Consider the following 20,555-nt stretch of genomic DNA (forward strand, 5'->3'; position numbering starts at 1 on the left):
AGCCTGCTGTGCCGGCTCGGATCGGGAGGCTGGTTTCCGACTCGGGATATCGGTGAGCGAGCCGACGATCTCATCGAGTTTCGAGTGAATGATGCTGCGCGCCAAGGCTCGACGCTACAGGTGATCGATCCGGCCAGGCGCTTCATCCACTCTTACGGTGAGTTGGAGCTACCGCTGAAGAAGTCTTCGGAAGCGATGCTCATCATCGATCCCACCGTCGGCTATGAGGGCGACGTCGAGGATTTCGCCGAGTGCGCCGCAGGTTTGGGTAGGGCCATCTTCCCGGTTGGAGCCGAGACACATGAGTACGGCCTATGGGTGATCGACGAACTTGGCCGATTCTTCTACCGCCACCATACCGGCTTCTACTTCCTCGGAAACGATGAGCTGGAAGCATTTTCCGCTCTCCTGATCGGCAACCAACTCGTAGAAGCCGAAGAACTCTACATCTGATTACACCTCCTGATCGCCGGAGTAGGAGTCAACTCGGTGTCCTATGTTCATCCCCATGACAGACTGGGGCATCCCCGCCAGTCACAACGAGATCGGGAAGCTCAGTCCAACCTCATCTTGGATTGGGTCGTAGGGAGACTGCTACGGGAGGCTGATGAGGATTGGGTCCGTATCGACTTGAAGGTCGCAATAATCGCAGACCGTCGGGATTTCGTACTTGTGTCCTTGGGCAGCTGTGGCTCGAAGCAGATCCGGGAAGTGCCGCCGGAGATAGTTCGGGCGTTTCTCGATTTACGAAATATCCGCTTCGAGGACGGGATCGGTTCGTGGTTTTCCATGCGTATTCAGGTGGAGCCACCAGATCGATACAAAGCGATATATAACTATACGGTGGACCCGATGTGGGATCCGCCTGCATTGCCTGATCTGTATGTCGCAGACCTGCAGTTGTATCCCAGGCTCAAAGAGAACACTCCCCGCTGGCTCCGGGCGAAGATGAATCCGGATGTCGAAACTCCGGAAATTCGGCCCGGAAACATCTTTGCTATCTCCGAATATGCGAATTCAGCGATTATGCAATTGAAATTGGCCTTACCGCATGGTTGGGTGCATGCGCAAATTCATTTCTCGGAACTCGGCGGATATTTCGAGATAGGTGCCGTGGTGCGGGACGTTACAGGTCGAACGAGTCCGTGGTCTCCTCCGATAGAAGTCGTCAACCGCCTCAGCGAACTGCGGTCGGCCTCGCGGAGCAGGCCGGTTACGTGGTATACGGCAGCGATTGACATCTCTTATGTTGGTGAGGAGGATTTCCGAACATTCGCCGATGAAGAGCCGGATTGGATTTCTGGTCCGCCACCGGAAGCGTACTCGGAGGAGCTGCGCCGCGCGGGCGGATTCGACTGCGGCCTGCCTGATTGGCTGACCAGAGAATTAAATAATCCGCTGAGTGAGTCGGGCAGATGATGCGAGTGAACATCGACGACCTCATCTACTTCGATGAAGACACCGCCTATGTCGACGGTGTCCCGTTCACTGGAATCGCCTACGAGGAAAACGCTCTGGGTAACCGAATAGCTGAGTCGGAGTTCAGGAACGGCATCGAGGAGGGGTGGTCGGCTGAGTGGTACCCGGATGGCATTGCCAAAAGGTCCGAAGGCGAGATTCGGTACGGTTTCGCATGGGGAACCTACCGGGTTTGGTACTCGAACGGTCTGCTCGCAGAGGAGACCGAGTACGACGACAGGGGAGAGCCTCGGGTCATTCGCAAGTGGGACAACGAGGGCATGCTGACCTCGGAAATTGTTCGTTGAGCGCTGGGGGACCTGTGTCCAACGGTTATCACTCTGGCCGGAGGTTGATAGTGGAAGACCGGTTCTGTGACTTCGTCAGCGGCGCACTACATATCGAGACGATCGCCGATTTCCCGACGGTAATGGAGCTGTCCCGCGGTCGCGGCGGGCAGAGCGCGGAGTAAGTTCGCTCCTGTCTTCGAAACTTACTGCAGTGCAAGAACATTAGTGCGAGTGAGTGGTACCACCTGACCTATGTCGAGTTCGAGTATGAGGAGCACCTCCGCCGGTTTCTGGGCGAGCTCTATGAGTACCTCTTCGAGGGACGGTCCGAGCCTCCGGAACTACCGGATGACTGTTAAGAGGGCCACCCAGAGATCAACAGGCCGAGCCTTCGGAGTAGCGCAGAAAATCCCTCCGATCCTGCCGACGGAGTGGATGCGGTTGGTGCTCCGCGCCAAAGTGATTGGCAAGAATGTGAGGCGGGGAACCGGTGGCATGCTGTCGGATGACCCGGAGAGGATTTGTGAATATGACGGAACAGGATTCATCCGACCTTGCTGTGCAGGCTGAGATTCAAGAAGCCATCACACGCGCACTCGTAGCGGCTGCGTCACCCGACTGGCATCAGCTCCGGTACGAGTTCCGCGCGACAATCCAGATCGATGGTGACATGTTCGAGTCGATCTCTTCCGACGGCACAGCGACCCGGATCTCAGCTCCCCTCCTGATCATGGAGAAGTGCGCAGAACTGCGATCGGTGATGTACCAGCCTGGTAGAGGAACCTGGTTCACCGTCAGGTGCGTGATCGATCATAACGCCACTTGGACAATGGATTTCGACTACGAGGGCGAGCCCGCCTTCAACCCGCAACTCACCCCTGATGCGTTCGCATTGGACCTCGAATACTTCCCGCGGGATCCCGCGCACATGCCGCAATGGCTGAGCGAGATGCTTCGGTGAGTGCGCGATGATCAGGTGATAGAACGGCGGCCGCATCGATGACCTTCATGGATGAACTGATCGGGCAGTTGGTCGGACTTGGCCTGGTGGTGACGGATGCCTTGCGTGGGTGCAGCGAGGCGGAGAATCTTGCGGTGCCGGATCCGAATTTCTGGATCTACCTGGGCGACGAGCCCGTTCGGGATAGCGGGCTCTCTTTCAACCAGTGGCTGCGCTCGCTGGCGGACTATCTTCCCGCGGCGATCGAGCTGCGGCAAGAGTTCGGGCTGTGAGTGGTTGACCTCACCGGTCTTGTCGCAGTCCGGATTCCTTTCGCTCGCGTCGCTTGCGCATCCACCTCGCGGCGCGGAATGCGATCCAGCCCAACACAATCAGCAGGATCAGTACCACGATGAACGCCACAATCGGAACAGCCAGCGCTAACACCGTGAGCGCCAGCGACGTTCCGTCCTCGGCACTCGATACAACCGGATTCCCCACTCCCGCAGTGGTTCCCGTCACGAACGGCCGCGCCACCGATCGGCCGACGTGCACACTACCCGCAGTGATCGCCCCGAGAACCGCGGCGACCGCCGGCGGCATATTCGAGGACAGGCTGGTCTCGGCGGTGAAGAGGATCGCGCCGGATGCCGGAGCGATGAGGGTTCCGATGCTGTGCAGCACCGAATCCAGGGCGGGAATCTTGTCTCCGATGAGGTCGAGCAGGAAGACCAATCCGATCGCGATCAGTGCCGGAGTCGAGGACAGCCAGCCGTATGAGCTGCCGAGATCGATCCAGCCGAACCGGTCCGCGATGCCGACCGCGAGCAAGGGCAGCCAGGCGTTGAGCCCGGCCGCGCCCGAGAGGCCGAAGGCGCCGAGGACGGCGCTGACAGCCGATGTGATCTCCATGCCACGAGTGTGAGGCCGGGGCACGGATTCGGCTGTATTTGGATGGTCACATCGGATCGAGCCGGATGCCGAGTGTGATGTAGGTGCCGCGTCTGATCGGCTGGTTCCGGCAGCGCGTGCGGGTTAGGGTCGGTGCGATTGCCGGATTGCAAGGGGGGTTTGTGGAGCAGCACTTTGATCAGGGCGCGCCGTCCGGAAGGCATAGTGCACCGGAACCGCAGAATGCACCGGATCGGCCCGGTCGGCATGCACGGCCCGAGACTGCCCTGGAGGTTTCGTACACCGCTGACTCGCGTACCGCCTTACGGCTCAGCCGGGCGCTGGAGTTGGCGCGATGGCGGACCCCACGACCCTGGGTGATTGTGGCCGTGCTGCCCCTGATCATCATGGCTCGCCGCGTCTTCGAGCTGATCACGGGTGAAAGTCAGTCCGGACAGGGGATTCTCGGAATCCTCGGTGTGTACCTCGTCTTGCTGATTCCGGCTGCGATCACGGCTGCGCTGATCACCGCGATTCGCATGATGAGGCAGAATCCGCTGGTTACCTCCTATGCGGCTGTAGGCATCCAGATATGGGCGCGATATCGCGACGAGTCGATGGATGTGCCGCCCGCGACCGGTTACGCGACTCTCGACTATGACGAACTCGCGGATGTCGTTGTTATCGGTACCGCCGTAGTCATTCGGCCCAAGGCCGGGCAGGCGTTCGCGCTGCCGAGGGAGTTGGTGCCGGACGAGGCGTTGGCGGCACTCCGATCCGGTTTTCGCCCTGCCCCGCGAGCATCCGGTGCCGCAGTCGATGTGCATCCCGATAATGATGATGCCGAGCCAGCGCCTGTCTCTCGTCGGCGCAGGGCCATAATCGCGGTGTGTGCCGTCGGTGCGGCCGTGGCGGTTTTCGCGACGATCGGACTGACTACGGGAGGTGACCACACTCCCGGAACCTCGACGCGGAGAGCCGTGGACACCACCATCCCGGTCGAGCTTCAACCGACGGGCAACCTCGCGATCGATCCCGTCGCAAAGCTGCTCTACGTGGCCAACTCCCCGGCGAGCGATTCCAACCCGGGTTCGGTATCAGTCATCGATCTCGGCAGCAATACCGTGAAGGTGACCATCAACCTGACCTCGAATCCGAATTTCATTGCGGTGGACCCGGGTACGCGTACGGTGTATGTCACGAGCTCATCGGGGACCAGCAGCCGTGACGGTCGCGTGACGGTGATCGACGCCGTAACCAACTCCATCACCGCCAGTATTCCGACCAAGCAGGATTCACGAGTCATAGTGGTGGATCCGATCAGCCACACCGTATTGGTGAACAATCTGTCGGGCAGCTTCGATGTGAACGATCCGAGGTCCGATCCCGCGGAGAGCTCCGTCTCGGTGATTCCCCGCGGTTCCGCATCGGTCAGTGCGACCGTGCCGAGCGGTATCAACTCGATGGGTATCGCTGTGGCACCGGACCTTCGGACCGCCTTTGTCAGCAGTCGCGACGGAACTGTCAAGGTCATCGACCTCGCGACCAATATCCAAACCGGCTCCATTCCGGTGTCGATCGACGCCGGGACCATGATGTTCGACCCGGGCTCCAACAAGGTTTTCGCCGTGGACCGCAAGGGGATGATCGCCGTAATCGACCCGAGCATGCGCAAAGTCATCGGTTCGATCGATGGTCTCGGCCAGGAGATCCATGCCGTGGCAATTGATTCCGGCACCCACGCCATGTATCTGGCCAGTATGACCGATAGTCGGATCAAGGTCGTCGATACCGTCTCCCAAGCGATCACCGGTACTCTGAGTGCTCCGAGTCCGCAGTCGCTCGCGGTCGATCCGAGCACGCATACGCTCTATGCCTATGCCGCGGGCCAGGTTTCGGTGATTCGACGATGACGAAGAACAACAGGGGTGGGATGAATGGCTGAACCCAATGCTTTAACCGGTCTGAAGGACAGCGCTGCGGCCGGAACCTTCCAGTTCGATCGTGCCATAGCGGAATCCATCGCCAATCTCTGCGCCGGCATGATCTATGTTGTCGAGCAGATTGACAGGAATACGGAATCCCTTACGAAAGTCATGGACTTCAGCATCTTCGGCTCCGGTCGAGCCATCGCCTCCAAGTTCGAAAAGGCGGCCCACGACCTGCGAGGCAAGGTTATCGTCGACCAAAAGCGGACACTCGAAGATTTGGCGCAGACATTCATCTCGGCAGGGAAACTGGCCACCCAGACGGAGGCCAACTCGGAGGCCGCATTCAATCGCATCCGAAGCACTTTGCAGTCGAATCCGAGCTTCACCGGGGGGCGGAACTTCAGCCAGGGAGCCGTGACTTTTCCGGGCTGGAAAACCTCGGAAGACTCCAGTGGCATTGATGATGACGGCGAAGGAATCTACGTCGAGAAGCAAAACGGTCAGGGAGGTAGTCATTACTATACTGTCGAGCTGACTCAAGAGTATGAAGACAAATTGAATTCGCTCAAGGAGACGTCGAACCTCGATACATTATTCACCGGGGCGAAAGATGAGAGCCCGGTGGGTCCGGAGGCGGGGTCGTCACTGAGCTGGGATAACCTGCACGCCGACTATATCGAGATGAACGGCCGAATCCCACTTATTGCGGATACCGCTCGTGTCTGGCTGGGTGCAGCGAATCTGCTTGCGCAAGAGCTGTCCACATTTCAAACCCAGACCACGATTCAATTCAATGGAAATGGCGGCTCCGCTTGGGTTGGAGTATCCGAACTGGCGGCCAAGAATGCGATTACAGGCTTTCAGAACAGCACCACGGATCTGATCAACTCTATGAAGGCAATCAGTGCCAACCTAGCGTACTCCGTGGGCTATCTGGAGAAATTGCAGACATATCTTCCGGAAATTACCGCCGAAGCCTATGCCAAGAAGTTCGGTGTGAACACCTTGAATCAGGTCACGCGTCTCTATGCGGCAAAATGGGATGAATGGTACGGCGTCGGTGTCGCGAAGTCGAGCAGTCACATCCCTGTTCTGCAATCCCCTCTCGACAAGGCGTATCAACCGCAGAAGGTAATCGATACCGGTCCGGGTGGTGTGCCGAATACCGGCTCACCGGGTGGTTCGCCCGTCACCACCACCGGTGGCGGTGGCAATCCGAGCGGAACTCAGGATCTGTCGGAGTTGAAGAAGGAGTTCGAGGACCAGCTCAAGACATTGACCACCACGGAGCAGCCCAAGACCCAAACCCCGTCGACGACGACAACCACGGATACGACATCGCAGATCACCTCCCTGCTCTCGACACTGGCGCAGCAGGGTTCATCACTGGCTCAATCGTTGGCCTCGACCGGCTCGTCCCTGATCCAGTCCCTGCAGAAGAGCGCGACGACAACCGATACGACAGCGGATCAGCTGAAAACACAGTTGCAACAGCAACTTGCGGCATTGACGAATCTGCAGACAACGCCGACGGATCCGAACTCGCCGGGTGGCGGATCACCGAAGTCACCGAGCGGTGGCGGGGGCCCCACCGCCGTAAGCCCCAAGGAGAACCCGCAGAGCAAACTCTTTCCGCGTTCGACCGTGTCCTCCACCGACAAAGACGAGAACGTGGTCGCCACGCGGGCAGGCTTGGCGACAGGCGCCGCCTCTACATCGGGTACGGGAACGACCGGATCATCCGGTGCACCAATGGGATCGGGTGCTCAGGCAGGCAGCCAGGGCGCGGGTAAGGAGCACAAGCGGCCCGAATTCCTCAGATCCGGTGAGAACCTCGCGGAGGGTCTGGGTGACCTTCCGATCGCGGTCACACCCGTAGCGGAGAAATAACCGCCATGTGGAGTTTCACCGAGAGCGAGTTCTTTGTCCTCTGGCAGGACATCCTGAAAGAGAACTTGCCGCTGCCGTTCCTGTACACGTCTCGCAACAAGGCGCGTGATGCGTTCGACGAAGAGATGCGTCAGGCGCGCGAAAGTGTCGAGCAGACCCTCGATGCGAGAACTCGGGAAATGATCGCTGCGGCCTCGGGCCCGGATCTGTACCTCGCGGTCAGCGCTTGGAATGAACAGACACCTCTGGAGCCATCGGAGCTGATTCGAATTCTCGCGGTGCGGCAGGGATCCAAAGGCTACGTGCTCACTCAGAAAATCGGCGAATCTTTCTGGTACGGAGCCGGATACAGCGTTGTCGAATGTGATCCGCTGCGAATATCGGACGAGGTGGTTCGCGCTCTCCCCGATGTGAGTGCTGGTCAGCAGGGTGACATTGTCCTTGCCGCGGCCGCCGACGAGTCTTATGAATACGAGTACGGCAGGTCTTCCATCGTCGATGTCTCAGCGCCATCGACGGAGACCCGTTCCGCACGATTCATGTCGGCACCCACCGATCGTGCAGGCGAGATCGTGATCGCACAGGGTCGATCGATATACGGGCCCCGCGGGGTTACCCAGCGAGTGCTGGGGTGGCGTGATCTTCGCGACGATGGGCGATACGTGGTCGCCGATCAGAACCCGTCCCTGGCTGTATCCGCGGATGCCAAACGCCTGGTGACCCTGATCAACTCGCAGGTCGCCGATGTGGTTCGAGCGATCAAGGAAGAGCGGGAAGGTATTAGACGGTAACGCCGTACCCACAGTCGGTGGATCACGACCGCGGTGTGTTGAACTGAAGTGTGTGGCGCCGAATGCCACGGGTGTGGTGTTATGTCAACGACAAACTTGGGAGGGAGTTGTTATGACCGAGGGGGCGGTCAATTCAGGCGCTGCCGAGCAGGGTTGGGCTTCGACGACGATCGCGAATCCGCAGGGTTCGATCAAGCTGCGTACCACCGAGCAGGGGATTCCGCTCGCCGTGAAGGTGGATGTGGCTGAGCTGCATCGGGATCCGGCGCAGTTGGCGGGGGAGGTGCTCAGGTTGTGTCAGCGGGCCGCTATGCGGGCCGGGCTGGCCAAGCGTAAGCAGTACGAGGAAGCCGGGATGAGTGCCGAGATGCTCGCGCGCACCGGGTTGCCTACCGAGGCCGATGTCGCTCGACAGGAGATTGTCGAGGAACAGGACTATGATACTGAGCCGCAGAGCTGGCTTCGGACTGTCTGAGGAGGGGGGGACTCATGGTCGGGTCTATGGATGAGCTCGAGGAGCGGGTTCGGCGGCAGCTGTATCGGTTTCAGGATTTGGCCGAGCAGATGGCGGCGGTCCGGGGGCGGGAGACCTCGGAGGACGGTGCCGTGATGGCCGAGGTCGACGGGAATGGTGCGCTGCGGGATCTGCAGTTCGGGCATGCCATTTCGCGGATGACGCCGGATGAGTTCGAACAGGTCGTGGTCGCGACGTCCGCCGCGGCGGCGCGGGCGGCGTTCGAGCGGCGGGCCGAGGTTGTCAACCGGTTCAACGAGGAAATGGCCGGGTAAAGTCCGGTTCGTTAACGCAATCTTGAGCCAGAGTTTGCGTTTTACTATCTGGCACAACCAATTTCGTACTTGTACTGTCATTCAAGATCGTGTACTTGGGAGGGACCACCGATGGCCGACTACGTGAAAGCGGATTTCGAACCGATTCTGGAGTACGGGACCACGCACGCCGGGATCGCGGCGCAGATCGCGGGGGCGGCCGCGGCCGACTCGATCGGTGCGATGGCTTCGGCGGTGCCGATGTTCGGTCTGATCGGTCAGGACTTCCTGCTGGCGTTCGCGGGTGCGCAGGGCAGCTACCTGTCCTCGGCGGCGGAGATCGCCGGTGTGCACGCGGAGACCGCGATCAGCGCCGCGTCCGCGGTGGGCACCTACTCCACCACTGAACTGGCCTCGGCGACGACCTTCCTCAGCAACCTGTGACTGAATCCGTCGGTGTAGTCACTACGACACCGAGCCCCACCGTGCTGGACGTCATTCGTACCAGTCCGGCTGGGGCGCTGGTGGATACGCCCGTGGCCGATGTGATCAACGGGCTGGGATTGCCGCAGCTGCCGCAGTTTCCGGCGATTCAATTGCCAGATCTGTCGGGCATCCAGATGCCCACGCTGCCGACCATCGATCCCACGACGCTGATTCAGCCGGCGATCAGTCTGCTGTCCGCCATGGGCAACGGCGCGGCCAGCATCGGCACCCAGTTGATCTCGATCTTCGCTTCGGTGAGCAAGGCGCTCACCTCGGCGGCCAGCTCGAGTTCTGCTGCTACAGCGGCGGTTTCGAATAGTTGGCAGGGTGACGCGGCCAAAGCCGCGGAGGTGAAGAGCAAGCAGGTCGAAACCGTCATCCCGACCGTTGACGCGCAGGGGCAGGAGTTGCGGACGATCCTGCTCGCCGCGGAAGCGACTGTCGCGGAGGGGTATGGGCTGCTCTCGGCCCTCATCTCGCGATTCGTCGCGTCGGTGCTGGCGGATCTGCCCTTCCTGGTCACTCCGGTCGGCGTGCCGGTGTTGGTCGCGATGGCCACCGACGCGTTGTCGGAGGCGGGGATCATCACCGCCAATACCCGTGCCCAGCTCACCGTGCACACCGCCAATGTCGCCGCCGCCGGAATCAAGATCCCGGTGCCCGGTGCGCCGAACATCGCCGATGCGGCGTCACTCGCGAACCAGGTGACACAGGCCGTGCAGCCGTTCCTGAACGTCGGCACCACCGCCGTCCAGAAGGTGGTCGAAAAGGGCAGCACGGTGGCGTCTTCGGCGGCATCGTCGGCCAGCAGCATCAGCTCGGCCGGGCAGTCGGTCGTGAGCGCGCTGACCTCGAACACCAGCAAAGACACGACCACCACGAACAAGACCACCACGACCAACCCGGACGACAAGACCACCACCGAGACCAAGCCGGTCGACACCACCCTCAAGACCAACGACACCACCACAACCGGTGGCGGCGGCGGTATCCCGGGCGGCATGCCGATGGGCGCGGGACTCAGCAACAGTCCGCTGAGCCCGTACACCGGCAAAATGCCGACGGCGGAGGGCGTGGGCTCAGGCTCACCGGTCTCACGCGTCACCAGCAATAACAACGAGACCCAAACCCGTTCCACCACAGGCATGCCCGGCGGTATGGGTGCCGGTGCGGGCTTGGCGAACAAGGGCGACACCGAATCGGCGGGCGAGCGCACCGCTCTGGTCACCGGCGCACACGGCGACGAAGTGGTCGGCGTAATCGAAGGCGTCTCCATCCCGGTAGTTGGCGCGGTGGAAGCCGTCGACGAACCGCCGGACAAAGCGCTCACGCTCTGAAAACGCAGGGGTATTAGGAGGATTGCCATGAGCACCAACGATTTCGAAGGCGTGCGGTTCGATGCGTCGAGCGCACTTCAGGCCGCGATGCAGCTGGATGCGCTGGCCGATCGCATTGCGAACGGGCTGAGCGCGGAGCAGTCGAAGCTGGAGATCGCTCCGGCGGGGGCCGATGAGGTTTCCACGCGTGCGGCGCAGACGCTGAATTCCGTTGCGGCGTCGTTCCAGACGTCCGGTGGCACCGGTGTCGACGAGGTGCGCAAGCTGGCCGCGGCGCTGCGCGCGCAGGTCGGTCAGTACACCTCGGTCGAGGAGCAGAGCGTCCTCGGGTTCGCGGTCTGAGGAGCGCCGTAGCCGATGTTGGAACCGACGAGCCCCGGCTTCACCGGTGTGGTCTGGGAAGCCAGGCCACCCGAGCAGCTGGCACGCGATCTGGTGACGGGGGCGGGCGCGGTGCCCGCCGCCGAGGCCGGTCTCGCCTGGGCGCGCTTGAGCGCCGGATTCGCCGCGGCCGCACTCGACTACGAGCGCATTCTCGAAAACCTCGACAGCGCATGGCAATCGAAGAACAGTAGTCAGTTCATCGAGCGCATTCGCACGCTGCGGGACTGGTTCGCCAGTTCCGCGGCCGATGCGGCGGCCAATGCCGCCAAGGCCGAAACACACGCCGCCGCATACGAAATCGCACGCCTCGCCATGCCCGACGCCGACGATGTCGAGAAGCTGAAGCACCTGCGCGAGACGCTGGAGCAACTGGGAACCGCCATCGGCGCCCCGATGCTCGCCCAACTCGCACAGACCGACACCGACGCGGACACGGTGAAAGCCGTCGCGTCACGCGTCATGCACACCTATGAAGGCGCGACCGAAACACTGGCCACGCCTTGGGAACACCCCGCGCCGCCGGAGATCACCGCCGGTATGACCCCGACGCAGAGCGTGCCGCAGGCGGATCCGGAAACGGTGACGCCCGAGCTGCCCGCCGGCATGCCGGGAATCCCGCTGGGCGCGCTCAACATCCCTCCGGTCATCACCGCGTTCCGCCCGCAGGGCGTGGCCGAGGTGAACGCGAGCACCACCCAAAAGGTCACCGTGCAACCGGTTACGGTGCAGCAGGCCGGTTCGGTGCCCATGGCGCCCGGCGGTATGGTGCCGAACAGCCAGGACGAGGGCGAGCATCACACGCGCTCCGGGCTCGCCGGTGCGCCCACCAGCGATGAGGAACTCGGACTCACCTCGGGTATGCAGGTTGCGCCCGCGGTGCTGGGTGGGCTGGATCCCAATGCGCAGCAGCGGGTTCCGGATATCGCGTTCAATGCCGGGACCACCGGTGTCGAGAGTTCCAGCCCCGCACCCGCTCCCGCGACGAGTGAGGAGGCGTCGGCATGACGACCCTCACCAATGACAGCGTCATGGCGCTCGCCGCTGAGCTCGGAGTGCAAACCCTGCCGCTGGTGCTCTCGATTGCCCCGCAGCAGGATTCGCACCGCGAGTGGAACGAGGGGCAGGCCCGGGCGAGGGATGATCTGCGTCGCGGCCGCATCATCGACAACCATGGCGATGTCGAATCAGGAATGGCCACAGCGCTTTTCGTGCTTGCGCAGCCTGATCGCGAACTGGCCGCGCGCATTTACACCGCCAACGGTCAGATACGTGTGTGCCTGGCAAGGCGCGGCGAGGAGTCCGTTCTAGCTGTCCGGCGTGGTGACGATCTGGATATCCGGTCGATCTGGACCAATGACAGCGGTGACTCGCTGGCACGGCCCGTGCTGGAGGCTCTGGGCGCGTTCCCTCCCGCCGATGTCGCCAGCTTCAGCGCCCCGGCGGCGGAGCTGAGTGAACGCTTCGACAACGCAAGAACTTCCGAAGATTTCGCGAGCGCGGTTTACAGCCTCGGCGTCGCCGATACCGATGCCACGGTGTACGGTCTCGCGCTCGCGTCCTGCCACGCTTACGCCGAAGTGGTGGCCTATGCCTACGCCGATGGCGTGACTGATCGATCGCCGGGGGCCGTCGTGGTGTATGACACCGCGCGGGGTCGAATTGTGGCCGCACCCGGGGTCGCTCCGGATCAGCAGGTCTGGTCCACCTTGACACCGGGCACTGATCACCGTGTCGCTCAAGCGATTTCGGGCCTGATCGACATGCTGCCTGGGGGGAGGTGGCTGTCGTAACTCACATCCAGTGACCAGGCAGCTGACCCACTCCGAATCGGGTGATGCAGAGCCGCATTGCCCTAGCGTTCCATCGAATACACCGAAGAGGGAAACATCATGAGCGGCAATAGCGTTCAGTCAGAACACGATGTAGCCAGTAAGGCGCAGGGCCACATGGCCGACGTCGTCGCCTCCGTCAAGGCGATCCTGGCCAAGGTCACCGCCTCCGTCGACTCCTCGCGCCCGGGCTTCAAGGGTGTCGCCGCGGTGGCGTTCAACCAGGCCGCGGACAACTGGGACGCGGAGAACAAGCGCCTGAACGACATCCTCAACCAGATCGAGACCCAGGTTGGCACCGGTGTCGCGTCGTTCAAGCACCTCGATGCCGAGAACGAGGCCGGGTTCAAGACCCTCACCAACCTCTGATCGATCCACTGATCCACCCGAAAACAGCTTTGGAGGACTGACACATGTCGGATGAAATGCTTTATGACCAGGCGACTATCACCACCCTGGTGTCCGATCTCAAGGAGCAGTTCGGTCAGCTGACCGCGGCTGGCCAGGATATGGAAGACGCTGCCAAGCAGCTCGAGGTCGCGTGGGCGAACAACAGCTCGCTGGACGGTTTCAAGGCGGTGCACGCGAACTGGACCGGCGAATACTCGGACTCGCTGCACACGCTCAACCAGGTCGCGGTCGCCGTCGAGAACGCGATGCACTCCGCTCTCGGCGCCGACAAGAAGATCGGCGACGGCTTCGGCGGTATCTAAAGACTACCGGGATTTCGTCCGACAGCGCACCCCGCTGTTTCAGCGGGGTGCGCTGTCGAATGCCCGCCTCGGTAGTCTCCCGCTTGTAGTTCTCGTTCCGACGGAGGTTCAGTGCCAGCCCAGTTGACCACTCGGGCCCAGGTCAATGGGTACCGGTTCCTGTTGCGACGTCTTGACCACGCGCTCGTGCGCCGCGATGTGCGCATGCTGCACGACCCCATGCGCGCGCAGTTCCGGTCGCTGTTTTCGGGTGCGATCCTCGCGCTGCTGGTTGTCGCCGGTTGCGCGATCATGGCGTTCATCCGTCCGCAGGGATCGATCGGTGACGCGAAGATCGTCATGGGCAAGGACAGCGGCGCGCTGTACGTCGTCGTGGCGGACCCGAACGACAAGACCAAGATAACGCTGCAACCAGCGTTGAATCTCGCATCCGCGCGGTTGATCGTGGGTAGTGCCGAATCACCCAAGTCGGTCAAGGACAGCAAACTGAATTCGGTCCCGCGTGGCCCGATCCTCGGAATTCCAGGCGCCCCAGCGGCCTTGCCCGGTTCGTCGCAGGGAGACCGGTCGCAGTGGACGATCTGCGACACCGTGCAACTGTCGGCTTCTGGCGGTGCCGCGTCTTCGGTCGGTGCGACCACCACGGCCATCGCGGGCAAGCTCGAACTGAATGATCGGATCAAGCAGGCCGACGCTGATAGCGCGCTGCTGGTCCGTAGCGTGGCCAAGAAGGGCGACAGCGAGACGGTCACGAAGGACTATCTGCTGTACGACGGCAAGCGTGCCGAGGTGAAGCTCAATGATCCCACCATGATGCGCGCTCTGAATCTTTCCGCGCCCCGTCCTCGGCCTATCACCACCGGTGTGATCGGTGCGGCGACCGAAGTGGCACCGCTGGCTCCACCGGCGATTCCGAACGCGGGCGATCCGGGGCCGGGGCGGCTCAACGGGATTCGCGTCGGCGGCGTCATTCGGGTAGCGGCACTCGGTAGCTCGGATAAGTCGGATCTCTACGTGGTGCTCTCCGACGGCGTGCAGCGGATTTCCTCCTTCGCCTCGGATGTGATTCGCGCCGCCAATTCGCAAGGCATGGATGAGATCAAGTCTGTGCCACCGGATCTCATCGTCGGACTGGATCGCCCCGCGAACCCGCTGCCGGTATCCGATTTCCCGGCCGTGGCACCGAAGATCATTGCCACCGAAGATGATCCGGTTGCCTGCATCACCTGGTCCAAGAACAAGGCCACCGATGTGAAGGACGCCGACGCGACCGAAGGACCGTCGGACCGCGCGGTGGTCTCGATGCTCGTCGGAACCCGTCTGCCACTGCCGGACTCGTCGACCCCGGTGAAGCTGTCGACGGCCGATGGCACCGGCGACCATATCGATAAGGCGTACATCCCGCCCAGCACAGGCGAATTCGTGCAGACCACGGGTATCGCGCCTGGCAGTCGTCGTCGGGACAGTCTGTTCTACATCGCGGACAACGGGATCAGCTATGGCATAGCGGATTTGAAGACGGCACAGCTGCTCGGGCTCGGCACGGCACCTCGAGTGGCGCCATGGGAAATCGTGGGACAGTTCGTCCCAGGCCCGGCCTTGAGCGTGACCGCGGCCCTGACCAGCTTCGACTCCATGAGCATCGTCGAGAAATAACAGCGCGCGGCCCGAACCCCTCGGCCCGTATCGGCTGGCCGCGATCCATGCGAATGGCTCCGGCGGCCGACCGATGTTAGATTGGCGCCGAACACGCGGCCTCGCCGCAGGTTTCGCCGTTCGAGGCTTGAGTGTTCGCGGGGGAATCGCGGGCTAGGGGGGTGCATGCGGTTTCGATTCCGTCGACTCGCCGGGGCTGTGCTGGCCGCTGCGGTCGCGAGCGCCTCCGCCGGTTGCGGGAGTGACAGTGCGACAGCTGATCACGATCCGAAACTTGATGTCGGTTCCTACTCGACGCAGCGGCTCGACAGTGGCTATGACGATCGCCCGAGCCTCGATCGCGGAATTCTGGTGGATTCACTTCGACTGGGCGAGCGCATTGCGTTCGGTAGCGAGGTGGCGGCCGAGTTCGCGGCCGGGCAGGGTGGCCAGGTGCTGGCGAGTGCGCAGGGAATCCGCAACATACCCGGTGTTTCGGAGGAGGCGATGTACCAGTATCACCCGCTGGCGGTGTACTTCGCCCACTCCGCGGAGACGCCGTTCCTCGGGGCACACCAGCACCACTTCGAGCTTTCCATCGCCTTGATCGCCTTCCCGGATGAACAGGCCGCTGCCGCTGCTGCATCCGATTTGGAGCAGCATGACAACGCGGTCAATGGCAGGACTATCAAGAACGAAGCCGTGGCACTGCCGGATTATCCAGCGGCGCTGAGCCATTGGCGACCGGGTGTGCCGAACATGGTCAGTTGGATGGCGTATAAGACGATCGTGGTGGCGGTAGATGTGCAGGCGCGCGAGGCAAAGCTGGACCTGCTGACGGACTACGTGAGCAAGACCTATAAGCAACAGTTGCCAAGGCTGGACGGCTATACGGCCAGTCCGAGAGTTCAGCAGCCGAGCTTGAAGATTGATCCGGACAAGCTGTTGACGAAACTGGTGAAAACCGGTGACGCACACCCGGATCAGCGTGATTTCGCGGTGTACGCCCCGCGCGCCTTCGCGGTACTCGGTACCGATCCAGCCGTCACCGCCCGCGAATTTGACACACGAGGCGTCAAGTCCATCGCCGTGTCGAACAACAAGTATCTGTATCAGTTGCGCGATGCCGCGGCGGCGCGGGACTTCACCGGCTTTCTCGCGAGTGATCCGACCGTTTCCAACTATGGTTCGATGGCGGGTGTATCCGGCGCGCCCGAGATCGCCTGCTTCAAGGCGGCGAAACCGAATCCCACTGTTGTTTCGGCTCGCCGCTTCCGCTGCCTGATTCCGCACGACACCCTCGTTTCGGAGGTGTTCAGCGAGCAGGAGTTGGATGTGCGGCAGTTGGCCGCCGCTGAATACGTGCTACTGAAGGACGCTGGATGATGCGGCGGTCAGCACAGCGGAGCTTTGCGGGAGTGATGGCATGAAGGGTCTCGGTTCGCAGGACCCGCGTCAGCTCGGGCGCAATCGGATGGTGGCCGTGATCGGCCAGGGCGGGATGGGCCGGGTATTGCTCGGCGAGTCTCCCACCGGAAGGCTGGTGGCGGTCAAACAGATCCACCGGCACCTGTCGAGCGATGCTGATTTCCGTATTCGATTCCAACGCGAGGTAGAGGCCAGTCGAAGGGTTACCGGCGCTTACTCGGCGGCCGTCGTCGACTTTGACACCACCTCCGAAAATCCTTGGTTGGCAACCGAGTACATCGCGGGTCCGTCGTTGAACACGGTCATCGAGGAGACCGGTCCGCTATCGCTCGGTGGTTTGCGGCTACTGGCCGCGGGTCTGGCTTCGGCACTGATCGAGATTCATCGCGCCGGACTGATTCATCGGGATCTCAAGCCAGGCAATGTTCTGCTGGCGCCCGATGGGCCCCGAGTGATCGATTTCGGTATCGCCCGTGCCCTGGAGGGGGATACACAGCTCACGATGACCGGGTCGGTCATCGGTTCTCCCGCCTTCATGTCACCGGAGCAGGCACAGGGCCACCAGTTGACTCCGGCCGCCGATGTGTTCTCGGTGGGTGCGATCCTGGCCTTCGCGGCCTCGGGGCATAGCCCTTTTGCCGGGACCTCGACGCCACAGGTGCTCTACAGCGTGATGCATTCCGCACCGGAGACAACTCTTGTGCCGGAACCGTTGCGAGACATTGTCGTACGCTGTTTGGCCAAGGAGCCGGAGCGCCGTCCGACGCCGGAGCAGCTTCTCGATGCGGCTGGTCGAATCGAGCCCGAGCCGGTGTGGCCCGGCGCTGTCCGAGATGTCATTGCCGACCATCGGGCCGATTCCAGCTGGTGGGTTGAAACCACGGCCAAACACGCGAAATACGAAGCGCAGCTGACCGAATTGCGCACCCGCCGCAAACACCGGATCCGTACCTTGATAGCAGCTGCCGGATGTCTGTTGTTGCTCATCGGGATCGGTGTGGTGGCGCAGCAGTGGGCAGAGCAGCCGGGGCATGCCGCGCCGGCTACCGACCTCACGGTGTCGTTGACCGGAGAACAGTGGCGCCTGCTGGATTTGTGCACGCTTTTGGATAAATCTGTGGGCGGCCAATTCGGCCTGCGCACAGGGGATGTACCCAGTACCAGCTCGTACAAATGCTCTCTCAGCTATGCGGATGCAGCCGGAGCGAAGCGTTCTTTCAGCCTAGCCATTGGAAGTACGGTCGCGGTCTACAGCGATATGTACGTCCCAAGTGGCTCGGTGGCGGGCTGGATGCCGATGTACGGCATTTTCAAGGAGAATGACCTCTGCGCCCGCCGCGTTTTCACCCAGACGCGCCCCGTGGTGGCGATCGAGTTATCTGTTGGTTTCCGGGGCGGCGATGGGTGTAAGCCTGCTGAGCAGGTCATGCTTTCCCTGGTCAATCGGCTCGCGGTCAACCCGCCGCAGCTCTCTCTGCCCTCGAACTCGATTCGCCGTCTCGACCCCTGTGCGCTGCTGAGTCCGTCCCTGGTCAAGGCGGTAGTCGGGGATAGCCGAGAGTCCACCGGTTTTCCGTACGATTGTCAGCTGGAAAGTGATGACGCCTTCTTGAGTGTCGACTTCACCGAACGCGGCCGACTTGATAGGGCGAGTCTCAGCGGCACCCAGAATCCCTCGATTCAGGTCGATGGTGCCACCGCGTTCATCGAGGACAATGATCTGACCTACCACACTTGCACGCTGAACTACATGGCTCGTCCGACCCGAGACGATCTCGCCGAGATCGTCTCGGTTCGATCGGAAGTACACGGCCAACCCGGTTCGTGCGAGCGGGCCACCCGGGTCCTTTCCGCCGTTCTAGCGCAGCTGCCGAAATGACGATTCGTGCACTGGCTCAGGGAGATCCACAGCGGATCGGCCGATATCGCATCCTCGGAGTGCTCGGTTCCGGCGGAATGGGCCGGGTACTGCTCGGAGTGGGACCGGACGGCCGGTTGGTTGCGGTCAAGCAGGTGCACGCGCATCTACTCGGCGAGCGCGAGTACCGGGCGAGGTTCCGCCGGGAGGTCACTGCCTCAACTCGGGTTTCGGGTGCGTTCACCGCACCTGTAATCGATTTCGATGTGGATACCTCCGCGCCGTGGTTGGCGTCGGTCTTCGTAATCGGCGTACCGCTGGACAAGATCGTGACGGAGTACGGGCCGTTGCCGCCCATGGCGGTGCGCATGCTCGCGGCCGGGCTGGCATCGGCCCTACAGGCGATTCATCGAGCCGGGCTGATTCATCGAGACCTCAAGCCCGCCAATGTGCTGCTGGCAGCGGATGGCCCACGCGTGATCGACTTCGGCATCGCGCAGGCGGCGGAGAACCAGGGTCTTACCGAAGCCGGATCCGTGCTCGGCTCGCCCGCGTATATGTCGCCGGAACAGGCTCTCGCGGAACCGCTTACACCGGCGAGTGATGTATTCGCGCTGGGATCGCTACTGGTGATGGCGGCGACCGGTGCGAGCCCTTTCGTCGCGGCGTCCATGGCCTACACCCTTTTCAATATCGCCCATGTCGAGCCGGACCTGGGCGGGGTGCCTCCGGAACTGCGCGATCTGGTCGGGCCATGCCTGCGTAAGGACCCTGCGACGCGACCGACGCCGACTCAGATCCTGGACCATCTCGGGCAGCCACCGGAGCACGGTCGTATCTGGCCGGAACCGGTACACGCCGAGATCGATCGTGTGGGTGCGGAATTGGCCATGCTCGCTTCAGATCCGAATGCGACGGTGGTCCTGTCTGGTGGCAGACGTGGAGCTTTCACGCGAAAGCCGACGGAGTTCGCAATCCCGCAGGGCGTTCCACGTGGCCGGGGTACCAGGACGGTGCTCATTATGGTCGCCGTGCTGATAGCACTGGCGACGACGGTTGGGGCCGCGTGGATGCGCTGGAGTGACGGCGGCGACACCCCGCAGGCGACGTTGACCGGGTTCACGTTGGCCCAGATGCGCGAGGTCGACACCTGCGCATGGCTCAGTAAAGCACTGGGTTCAACCATTCCCGCGGGTTTGGATCCTGACTGGCCAACGACGGTCTCGGACTGGACGCTCACAACCTCCGAGACATGGGGATGTACCGTGACCGCGCCGGGCATCCGCTCGATGCTCGATATCGCCCCGGGGGATTTCCTGGTCGGATTCGGGTTGACTGCCAATGCTGTTTCCGGGCAGACGATTCTCGGCTCCGAGTCCGATGGATACTGTGGACGCGCCGTGAAACCCGCAGGCGCGCAAGTACCCTGGGGAATTTCGGTCGAAATCCATATTGGTGAGAAATGTGCTCTCCCCGAGTATGTAATCACCCGCTTGATGTCTGTGGCCGAACCGCCGCGTCGAGCGGATGCCGACCGCTCGTTGGCGACTGTTGATCCGTGCACTCTGGTCGACCACTCGACCCTGACTTCTTTGATCGGTGCGATCCCCGAGCCTCCCAAGGAGGTCTCGGCCCACTCCTGTGTGTGGGAAGGAGCCGACCAGGTGACAGTCAAACTCGAACAGATCAAGGCATCGGTGTTGGAAGACCCCATGGTCGACCTGGGCGATGGCAAGCAACTAATCGCGCCGAAGAGCACGGTGGACGCCATCTGCACACGCGACTACCCCTTCCGCGAGGTCGGAACCCAGCGCGAACAAGTGGAGATCAAGGTCCACGGCGGCAATGACAACGCGGCGCATTGCAGTGCCGCGGAATCCATTGCCCGAATGGTCATCGAAAAACTTCCGAAGTAGCGAAGAAGAG

General features: G+C 62.1%; 22 protein-coding genes. 21 read left to right on the forward strand and 1 reads right to left on the reverse strand.

All coding sequences use genetic code 11. The features are described 5' to 3' along the window. Positions 1–6: 6 nt before the first annotated feature. From ACFC0O_RS28895 to ACFC0O_RS28915, 5 genes are all read left to right on the forward strand, one after another. Positions 7–453: an SUKH-3 domain-containing protein gene (locus tag ACFC0O_RS28895; protein WP_375963920.1), complete on the forward strand. Its 447-nt coding sequence runs from the start codon at positions 7–9 to the stop codon at positions 451–453. 36 nt (positions 454–489) lie between these two features. Next, entirely contained in the window at positions 490–1,419 is a 930-nt protein-coding gene (locus ACFC0O_RS28900) for a hypothetical protein (protein WP_375963089.1), read from the forward strand. 5 nt (positions 1,420–1,424) lie between these two features. Beyond that, positions 1,425–1,766, forward strand: a complete 342-nt coding sequence (locus ACFC0O_RS28905) for a toxin-antitoxin system YwqK family antitoxin (RefSeq protein WP_375963092.1) — start codon at positions 1,425–1,427, stop codon at positions 1,764–1,766. Positions 1,767–2,277: 511 nt separating this feature from the next. Beyond that, positions 2,278–2,709 (forward strand): hypothetical protein, encoded by a 432-nt coding sequence (locus ACFC0O_RS28910; protein ID WP_375963094.1) that lies wholly within the window; start codon positions 2,278–2,280, stop codon positions 2,707–2,709. Positions 2,710–2,747: 38 nt separating this feature from the next. Beyond that, positions 2,748–2,981, forward strand: coding sequence for a hypothetical protein (locus ACFC0O_RS28915; RefSeq protein ID WP_375963096.1), 234 nt, complete (start codon positions 2,748–2,750; stop codon positions 2,979–2,981). 10 nt (positions 2,982–2,991) lie between these two features. On the opposite strand, the gene ACFC0O_RS28920 is transcribed toward ACFC0O_RS28915, so the two are convergent. After that, on the reverse strand, positions 2,992–3,600 hold the full coding sequence (locus ACFC0O_RS28920; protein WP_375963098.1) for a DUF4126 domain-containing protein: 609 nt from the start codon (positions 3,598–3,600) through the stop codon (positions 2,992–2,994). Between the two features lie 362 nt (positions 3,601–3,962). Between ACFC0O_RS28920 and ACFC0O_RS28925 the strand changes: the two genes are divergently transcribed. From ACFC0O_RS28925 to ACFC0O_RS29000, 16 genes are all read left to right on the forward strand, one after another. Then, entirely contained in the window at positions 3,963–5,492 is a 1,530-nt protein-coding gene (locus ACFC0O_RS28925; protein ID WP_375963101.1) for a YncE family protein, read from the forward strand. 24 nt (positions 5,493–5,516) lie between these two features. Further along, positions 5,517–7,400 carry a hypothetical protein gene (locus ACFC0O_RS28930; protein ID WP_375963104.1) on the forward strand — a complete coding sequence of 628 codons (1,884 nt, stop codon included), beginning with the start codon at positions 5,517–5,519 and terminating at the stop codon, positions 7,398–7,400. Between the two features lie 5 nt (positions 7,401–7,405). Beyond that, positions 7,406–8,191 carry an ESX secretion-associated protein EspG gene (locus ACFC0O_RS28935; protein WP_375963106.1) on the forward strand — a complete coding sequence of 262 codons (786 nt, stop codon included), beginning with the start codon at positions 7,406–7,408 and terminating at the stop codon, positions 8,189–8,191. 112 nt (positions 8,192–8,303) lie between these two features. Next, entirely contained in the window at positions 8,304–8,666 is a 363-nt protein-coding gene (locus ACFC0O_RS28940) for a hypothetical protein (RefSeq protein ID WP_375963109.1), read from the forward strand. Between the two features lie 26 nt (positions 8,667–8,692). After that, a complete protein-coding gene (locus ACFC0O_RS28945) occupies positions 8,693–8,980 on the forward strand; it encodes a YbaB/EbfC family nucleoid-associated protein (RefSeq protein WP_375963111.1) in 288 nt (95 codons plus the stop codon). Positions 8,981–9,091: 111 nt separating this feature from the next. After that, positions 9,092–9,403 carry a type VII secretion target gene (locus tag ACFC0O_RS28950; RefSeq protein ID WP_375963113.1) on the forward strand — a complete coding sequence of 104 codons (312 nt, stop codon included), beginning with the start codon at positions 9,092–9,094 and terminating at the stop codon, positions 9,401–9,403. After that, positions 9,400–10,782, forward strand: a complete 1,383-nt coding sequence (locus ACFC0O_RS28955) for a hypothetical protein (RefSeq protein ID WP_375963115.1) — start codon at positions 9,400–9,402, stop codon at positions 10,780–10,782. Before ACFC0O_RS28950 ends, ACFC0O_RS28955 begins: the two co-directional genes overlap by 4 nt. 27 nt (positions 10,783–10,809) lie before the next feature. Then, complete coding sequence (locus tag ACFC0O_RS28960; RefSeq protein ID WP_375963118.1) at positions 10,810–11,124, forward strand: PE family protein; 315 nt, start codon at positions 10,810–10,812, stop codon at positions 11,122–11,124. A 15-nt stretch (positions 11,125–11,139) separates the two neighbouring features. Beyond that, positions 11,140–12,171, forward strand: coding sequence for a PPE domain-containing protein (locus tag ACFC0O_RS28965; protein WP_375963121.1), 1,032 nt, complete (start codon positions 11,140–11,142; stop codon positions 12,169–12,171). Then, complete coding sequence (locus ACFC0O_RS28970) at positions 12,168–12,956, forward strand: ESX secretion-associated protein EspG (protein ID WP_375963124.1); 789 nt, start codon at positions 12,168–12,170, stop codon at positions 12,954–12,956. Before ACFC0O_RS28965 ends, ACFC0O_RS28970 begins: the two co-directional genes overlap by 4 nt. Positions 12,957–13,055: 99 nt before the next feature. Beyond that, positions 13,056–13,364 (forward strand): WXG100 family type VII secretion target, encoded by a 309-nt coding sequence (locus ACFC0O_RS28975; protein ID WP_375963126.1) that lies wholly within the window; start codon positions 13,056–13,058, stop codon positions 13,362–13,364. A 44-nt stretch (positions 13,365–13,408) separates the two neighbouring features. Continuing rightward, on the forward strand, positions 13,409–13,708 hold the full coding sequence (locus ACFC0O_RS28980) for a hypothetical protein (protein ID WP_375963128.1): 300 nt from the start codon (positions 13,409–13,411) through the stop codon (positions 13,706–13,708). Positions 13,709–13,819: 111 nt separating this feature from the next. Continuing rightward, positions 13,820–15,364 carry a type VII secretion protein EccB gene (eccB, locus tag ACFC0O_RS28985; protein WP_375963130.1) on the forward strand — a complete coding sequence of 515 codons (1,545 nt, stop codon included), beginning with the start codon at positions 13,820–13,822 and terminating at the stop codon, positions 15,362–15,364. 165 nt (positions 15,365–15,529) lie between these two features. Then, positions 15,530–16,729 carry a hypothetical protein gene (locus ACFC0O_RS28990; RefSeq protein WP_375963132.1) on the forward strand — a complete coding sequence of 400 codons (1,200 nt, stop codon included), beginning with the start codon at positions 15,530–15,532 and terminating at the stop codon, positions 16,727–16,729. Positions 16,730–16,769: 40 nt separating this feature from the next. After that, on the forward strand, positions 16,770–18,650 hold the full coding sequence (locus ACFC0O_RS28995; protein WP_375963134.1) for a protein kinase: 1,881 nt from the start codon (positions 16,770–16,772) through the stop codon (positions 18,648–18,650). Beyond that, on the forward strand, positions 18,647–20,545 hold the full coding sequence (locus ACFC0O_RS29000) for a serine/threonine-protein kinase (RefSeq protein WP_375963921.1): 1,899 nt from the start codon (positions 18,647–18,649) through the stop codon (positions 20,543–20,545). Before ACFC0O_RS28995 ends, ACFC0O_RS29000 begins: the two co-directional genes overlap by 4 nt. Positions 20,546–20,555: the final 10 nt, after the last annotated feature.

It is taken from the genome of Nocardia sp. NPDC056100, from assembly GCF_042266325.1.
In the GTDB taxonomy this organism is placed as follows: domain Bacteria; phylum Actinomycetota; class Actinomycetes; order Mycobacteriales; family Mycobacteriaceae; genus Nocardia.